Source organism: uncultured Desulfovibrio sp., assembly GCF_944327235.1.
In the GTDB taxonomy this organism is placed as follows: domain Bacteria; phylum Desulfobacterota; class Desulfovibrionia; order Desulfovibrionales; family Desulfovibrionaceae; genus Desulfovibrio.
In genome coordinates this window covers 1-7,094 of record NZ_CALVHE010000110.1, presented here as the reverse complement: position 1 = coordinate 7,094, position 7,094 = coordinate 1, and the positions used below count along the sequence as shown (strand labels likewise).

At 57.5% G+C, this 7,094-nt stretch carries 4 protein-coding genes; 1 reads left to right on the top strand and 3 read right to left on the bottom strand.

From position 1 onward, the window contains the following. Window positions 1–980: 980 nt before the first annotated feature. The 3 genes from Q0K00_RS10885 to lepA form a co-directional block, all read right to left on the bottom strand. Entirely contained in the window at window positions 981–2,204 is a 1,224-nt protein-coding gene (locus tag Q0K00_RS10885) for a hypothetical protein (protein WP_297229444.1), read from the bottom strand. A gap of 354 nt (window positions 2,205–2,558) precedes the next feature. Next, window positions 2,559–3,722, bottom strand: coding sequence for a hypothetical protein (locus Q0K00_RS10880; RefSeq protein WP_297229442.1), 1,164 nt, complete (start codon window positions 3,720–3,722; stop codon window positions 2,559–2,561). A gap of 198 nt (window positions 3,723–3,920) precedes the next feature. Next, the gene (gene lepA, locus Q0K00_RS10875) at window positions 3,921–5,726 is read right to left on the bottom strand and encodes a translation elongation factor 4 (protein ID WP_297229440.1); all 1,806 of its coding nucleotides are present in this window, start codon (window positions 5,724–5,726) and stop codon (window positions 3,921–3,923) included. A 229-nt stretch (window positions 5,727–5,955) separates the two neighbouring features. Here lepA and Q0K00_RS10870 point away from each other — a divergent pair, with 229 nt between their 5' ends. Next, window positions 5,956–6,879, top strand: coding sequence for a restriction endonuclease (locus Q0K00_RS10870; protein WP_297229438.1), 924 nt, complete (start codon window positions 5,956–5,958; stop codon window positions 6,877–6,879). The last annotated feature ends 215 nt before the right edge of the window (window positions 6,880–7,094 follow it).

The following is a 7,094-nucleotide window of genomic DNA, read 5'->3' as shown; positions in this document are numbered from 1 at the left end:
AGACATGGTAACCTCCGTCTCCATACCTACTCTTTTTTGAAGCGTATGGAAATAATGAGTCCTGACCCTAAAGAGAAGGCCGCATTCTGTGCCACTCGATTAGTATTGAAGGAAAGCCCCATCCCCTGTTTCCCCCATCAACACCAAGCCTCCTGAGCCGCGCCTGCCTGAAGAAAGATCCCCGACACACGCAACTGCGGCATACGGCCACGCCATCAAACTACAAGCAAAAACCATTCTCCCCCAAAAGCACTGCCACGGCCCATCTCTGTATGGCAATTTGCCAGCCGCACAGCGACAGACGTTCCACGGCAGGCCGTACGCATCCGTTCCCCGCACTCCTCATTCTCTACAGCGTGTCCATCATGGACGCGCTCACGCAACGCGGTACACAATACGGAGACATGATTTTGCATATATCATAAATTCCGTTTCGTGTCTTCCTCGGAAGCGAGGGGACAAATACTGCCCATCTCATCAATTTACCAGACAAAAAACGCAGGATCCAAAAGAGAATATACCAAGGGGCTGACCAGACCCCGGCTAGTGTTTTTCCCTCCTTGACCAATAAGTTAGCCTGGTTAGAATACTTTTATGGCCACTCCCTTGAAGCGCATTCACATTCCTTACTATTTCCAGTGAACCGCTTTGCGTTACAGACCATACGCCCCCTGTCGTTTCGCGGAAAAAACGCGGTATTCCGCTTGGTTCGGCCCGGACGGCGCTCTGCAGTCACCTCGCGTCATGCTTTTTCAATGTCAAATCACGCTAAAAATCCGTAAAAACCTTTTGGCGTGATACCGTTAACGCGACGTGAATGTCTCTTTGCCTTGTCCCCAAGATTTTCGGGACTGCCGTATTTTCCCCGTTGCGCTCTTCGTCAAAAAAGAAGGGGACGAGGCAGGCTCGTCCCCCAAAGCAAGCGGGAATGACAGACACGACGTATCTATTGGAATAATACACAAAACAAAAAATACTCCCTAGTCGTCCTCGTCCTCATCCTCATTGCCCATCGCGTCATCCCACTTGTCCACCGGGAGAAAATCCGGTCGGAATTCCGCGTAATCGACGCCGGGCAGAGGCTCCTTGCTCAGTTCGATGGAACGGGCGGTCTCGCACCAGGCGCCCAGATGCTCAAAGCCGTCGCCCGCTGCCGGATAATCCTCAAGCGAATCACCGAGGTTGCCGATGGCCAGCAGGAGCGGCAGCGGCATGGCGGCGGTCCCGCCGTCGCTCGGGCAGTGTTCCAAATCGATGTAGACCTTGAGCGCATGATTGTAGATATAGCGCAGGCCGTGATCTGAAGAATCGCGCTCGCTCGCCTCAAGCGAAGCGTACTGTTCGCATACGTAGGGGTACAGCCCCTTATATCCGCCCTGTGCAATGGCATCGCACACATCCTCGTTGCCCGGGAATTCCCAGCCTGACTGCGCATCGATCGCGACGACGTAGACCCGGTCGCCCTTCCAACGCCTGGTAAGCAGGTTCATCAAATCCAGCGAAGTGTCGGAGCGATGGATATCCCCCAGATCACGCATAGTGAGCATGTACGTGTCGAAATATTCGCGCTTGTCCACATTGGCCAGCAGATATAAGCGCTCAAGCCCCATTTCAGAAAAATTCGGCGTAAATTCCTCGTAATCCACGTCCTGCAGTGGCTCTTTGCGGACCTCGATGGAGCGCACGCTGTCGACCCACGCCCCCATGGCCTCCTCCATCGCCTCCGCCACATCTTCATCATTCACTTCAAAATCGAAGTTGCCGCCGCCCGCACAGTCATGCCCTATGGAGATCAGCAATGGCAGAGGCGCAATATCATCCCGATTGGCCGGGCAATGTTGCAGATCGACGAATACTTCCAGATCATGATTGTAAATATAGCGCAGCCCATGATCCGCGGTATCCACCTCGTCCGGCTGCAGCGCCTTGCACTGCTTGCAGGCAAAGCTGTACAGGCCGCGCACGCCGAATTCCTTCCGGGCCTCGGCCAGAGCCCTGCTGTAGCTGTCGTCCACTTCGGCCAGATCATCCGAGACGACATAGACCCTGTCACCCTTCCAGCGTCCGGCAAGCAAATTGTGCAGGGCCAGAACAATGGCCGTCTCGTGGTAACACCATTCCGCCATTTTCGCGCCGTGACCAAAGTCATGCGGCGAAAGAGCCTCCTTCTTGTCCACATTAACGATTTGATAGTATATTCCCATACATTTCTCCTGTCATATCTGCTTGTGGCTCACACCACAGCAGCCGTTTTTTAGAGCATTTTTCGTTTGAAACGCTTCGCGTTCCAAACCATTTGCCTTTGGGGGCGGGATTGCCTCGCGTCCCCGATGCTTCCCCGGTAAAAGCGCGCTGGGGAAGGGATGGAGGGCTTGGGGGGAGGGGAACACCTCCAGCGCTGGCGGCGACCGCAAGGCGACCCGCAGGGCCGTGCCTGTTAGGCGACACAGGAGCCTTACAGGCATCGACAGCAGAGCGAGGGCCACCTTCCCCCCAAACAAGTAATGAATAGTGTTAACAGGCCCTGATCCGTCATGACCGCCAAATGCCGCGTCCCGCTACTTCTGCAGAAAATCGGGCCGGAATTCCGGATAATCGACCCCCGGCAGGGGTTCCTTGCTCACCTCGATGGAGCGGACGGTGGCGCACCACTTTCCCATGTGCTCGAAGCCGCCATCTTCCGGCATGAGGTCCAGTTCGACGTCTCCCACATTGCCGATGGTCAGCAAAAGCGGCAGCGGCGCGATGCAGTCATCGTCCTCCTCCCGCACGGGGCAATGCTTCAGGTCGACATACTCCCTGAGGGCATGGTTATAGAGGTAGCGTATGCCCTGATCCTCTATTTCCACATCGTCCGTGCCGAGTCGCTCGAAGTGCTTTTCCGCGTAGAAGAAGAGGCCCTTTTCCTCGCTTTGGGCCAATTCCTCGCACAGCGCTTCGTTTCCGGGAAATTCCCAGCCGTTCAGCGCATCGTGGGCAACGACGTACACCCGGTCGCCTTTCCATTCCTCGGCAAAAAGATTGTGCAGGATATACACCATCTCACACTGGTGACAAGACCAAGACAGCAACTGGAGATCGTAGGCGCCGAACAGCTTGCGCTTGTCCACATTGACGATGTAATAATAACGCCCCGGAGGCTCTTCCGTGAATCCCGGCTGGATTTCCCTGTACTCCACGCCTTCCAGCGGCTTGGTGCGCAGTTCGATGGAGCTGACGGTATCACACCAGCTGCCCACGGCATCTTCCATGTCCTCGTCATCCTCGAAATCGAAATTGCCGCCGCCCGGACCGTCATGCCCCAGGGCAATGAGCAGCGGCAGCGGCGATATCCAGTCCGTATACTTCGGACAATGCTCCATATCGACGAAGACCTTGAGCGCATGATTATAGATATAGCGGATGTCGTGATCCGCGGTATCCACTTCGTCCGGTTGCAGTTCCGTGCACTGCTCGCAGGCAAACCTGTACAGGCTGCGCACGCCGAGCTCCTTCCGGGCCTCGGCCAGCGCCTTGCTGTAGTCGTCGTCCACATCGGCCAGATCATCCGAGACGACATAGACCCTGTCGCCCTTCCAGCGGTCGGTCAGCAGATTGTGCAGGGCCAGCACCATTTCATTCCCCTGATAGCACCATTCCGCCATTTTCGCGCCGTAATCAAAGTCATGAGGCGAAAGCGCTTCCTTCTTGTCCACATTGACGACCATGTAATAGACGCCCATATGTCGTTCCTCCTGTCATATATGCTTGTGGTCCCCGGCTCATTCCGTATTGCAGACGGAACAGCCCCGCGCACCACCCTCTCAACCGCCGCAAGAGTGAAATCCAGCCTGTGGCATCGGCTTATCCGGCAAAAAACGAAGAAAGCCCAGGGAAGATAAAAAAAATGCCCCGTGAGGGGCAAGGAAAAAACAGGGAGCTTATTCGTCCCCCACCTTGAGCGCGGCAAGAAAGGCCTCCTGCGGCAGCTCCACATTGCCCATGCGCTTCATGCGCTTCTTGCCTTCCTTCTGCTTTTCCAGCAGCTTGCGCTTACGGGTGATGTCGCCGCCGTAACACTTGGCGGTCACGTCCTTGCGGAAGGCGGACACCGTCTCGCGAGCGATGATCTTCTGGCCGATGGCCGCCTGGATGGCCACCTGGAAGAGCTGGCGCGGGATGGTACGCTTGAGCTTGAGGGCCAGCGCCCGCCCATAGGGATAGGCACGGTCCCGGTGCACGATGACGGCCAGCGCGTCCACCGCTTCGCCGTTGAGCATGATGTCCAGCTTGACGAGGTCGGAAGCCCGGTAGTCGATGGGCTGATAATCCATGCTGGCATAGCCGCGCGTGGCGGACTTGAGCCGGTCGAAGAAGTCGTAGACGATCTCCGCAAAGGGCAGTTCGTAGGTCACCACCACGCGATTGGCGGCCAGATAGTGCAGATTCTTCTGCGTGCCGCGCTTTTCCTCGCAGAGCTTCATGACATTGCCCACATATTCGTTGGGCACATGGATGTCCATGTTCACATAGGGCTCGTAGAGGGCGCGTATCTTGGTGGGGTCGGGCAGGTGGCTGGGGTTGTCGATCTCCAGCGTCTTGCCGTCGTTGGTCTCCACCTTGTAGATGACCGAGGGCGCGGTGGCGATGAGGTCCACCTCGAACTCGCGCTCCAGCCGTTCCTGGATGATCTCCATATGCAGCAGGCCGAGAAAACCGCAACGGAAGCCGAAGCCCAGCGCCTGCGAGGTCTCCGGCTCAAAGCTGAAGGCGGCGTCGTTGAGCTGCAACTTTTCCAGCGCGGCCTTGAGGCTTTCGTAATCGTCGGAATCCGAGGGGTAGAGCCCGCAGAAGACCATGGGCTTCACTTCCTTGAAGCCCGGCACAGGCTCATCCGCCGGCTGGGCGGCCAGCGTGATGGTGTCGCCCACGCGCGCGTCCCCCAGCTCCTTGATGGAACCGCAAAGGAAGCCCACCTCTCCGGCATGGAGCTCCGGCACGTCGGTGGATTCCGGCTGGAAGACGCCCAGGCGCAACACATCGTATTCCTTGCCCGTGCTCATGAGGCGGATGCGGTCGCCCAGCTTCACCGTGCCGTCCACGATGCGGAAGAGCACCACCACGCCCTGATAGCTGTCGTACCACGAGTCGAAGATCAGCGCCTTGAGCGGCCCGTCCTCCCTGCCCTGCGGCGCGGGCAGACGGTGCACGATGGCCTCCAGCACCTCCGGCACGCCCATGCCGGTCTTGGCGGAGACAGGCAGGGCCTCGGAACAGTCCAGCCCGATGGCTTCCTCGATCTCGGCCTTGACCCGGTCCACCTCGGCACTGGGCAGGTCGATCTTGTTGAGCACCGGCACGATCTCATGGTCATGGTCCAGCGCCAGATAGACGTTGGCCAGGGTCTGCGCCTCCACGCCCTGCGTGGCGTCCACCACCAGCAACGCGCCCTCGCAGGCGGCCAGCGACCGGGAGACCTCGTAGTTGAAGTCCACATGGCCGGGGGTGTCGATGAGGTTGAGCTCGTACTCCTGCCCGTCCGCCGCCACATAGGGGATGCGCACGGTCTGCGCCTTGATGGTGATGCCGCGCTCCCGTTCCAGATCCATCTTGTCCAGATACTGCTGCCGCGCCTCACGCTGACTGACCACCTTGGTCAGCTCAAGGATGCGGTCGGCAAGGGTGGATTTGCCGTGGTCGATATGGGCAATGATGCAGAAGTTGCGGATAAATTCCTGCTTGGGCATGGTCGTCGAACTCGCTGGAGGTTAAAGACATGACTGGGAGAATACCCGATGTCGCAAAGTCTTTTTTTATATCCCGAACAGCGGCAAAAGTCCATATTGTCCGGCTGGCGGCTGGCAGAGCGCGGGCCAGCCTGCCGTCGGCACGCATCCGCTGTTGACAGTTCGCCGTATTGCTGCTCTGGTAAATAGATCATTACGTTTCGCACACGGGGCAGACAGGATATCCCACATGAGCATCCCAAAGTACAACGAGCTGTATAGACCGCTTCTGGAATATATTAGGGACGGGCAACCTCGCACGACGGCAGAACTTGAAGAAGTACTGGCCAAACGATTTTCCCTGACAGACATAGACCGACAGGAGCGTCTGTCCAGTGGTACGCTGACGTTTTGCAACAGGATCGCTTGGGCGCGAACCTATCTCAAGAAGGCGGGCCTTGTGACCTCACCCAAACGCGGGACCGTACAAATCACACCAGAAGGCAAGGCCGCCGTAGATGACGCCGGACTGCATATCGACAACGATTTTCTTGCCACCTTCCCCTCCTTTGCGGAATTCCAGAAAGGCGGGCAAACCACTACCAATGCGGAAAACCGCCCTACCTCCACGGCGGAGGATGAAGACAGCCCACAGGACAGCCTCGACAGAGCCTATACCCGCATACGGCAGACCCTTGCTGAAGACGTTCTGGCGGAGATCATGCGGCAAACGCCCACGTTCTTCGAGCAACTCGTGGTGCGTCTGCTCCAGGTCATGGGCTACGGGGGATCTCTGGAAAACGCCGGCACCGTCACCCGCGCATCAGGCGATGAGGGTATTGACGGCATCGTCAAGCAGGACAAGCTCGGCTTTGACCAGATCTATATCCAGGCCAAACGCTGGGACCCCACAGCCTGCGTGGGACGGCCGGATATCCAGAAATTCGTGGGGGCATTGGCCGGGCAGGGAGCCACACGCGGCCTTTTTGTGACCACCGCCAAATTTTCCGAAGAGGCGCACGCGTATGCCCGCAAGCAGCATACCACAAAGATCGTGCTTGTGGACGGACAGAGGCTGGCGGAACTCATGATCGACCATAATCTGGGGGTGACGCCCATAGCCCGTTACGAAATCAAGCGTATCGATTCCGATTTCTTTACGGATACCGACTGAGACATACGCTCCGCCGTCTGCACGTTTCCAGTAACGCAGAACCGTTTGCATTGAAAAAGACAAAACACGAGGCGGCGGGCGCCGCCCGGCCAAAACTAAGCGGAAAAAACGTTTTTTCCGCGAAACCACAGGCCGTATGGTTTAGGGTCAGGACTCATTATTTCCATACGCTTCAAAAAAGAGTAGGTATGGAGACGGAGGTTACCATGTCTACT

What these genes read in the sequence shown, in the direction of transcription:
- Q0K00_RS10885 (WP_297229444.1), bottom strand. Translation starts at nt 2,204, where the DNA reads ATGGGAATATACTATCAAATCGTTAATGTGGACAAGAAGGAGGCTCTT.
- Q0K00_RS10880 (WP_297229442.1), bottom strand. Translation starts at nt 3,722, where the DNA reads ATGGGCGTCTATTACATGGTCGTCAATGTGGACAAGAAGGAAGCGCTT.
- lepA (WP_297229440.1), bottom strand. Translation starts at nt 5,726, where the DNA reads ATGCCCAAGCAGGAATTTATCCGCAACTTCTGCATCATTGCCCATATC.
- Q0K00_RS10870 (WP_297229438.1), top strand. Translation starts at nt 5,956, where the DNA reads ATGAGCATCCCAAAGTACAACGAGCTGTATAGACCGCTTCTGGAATAT.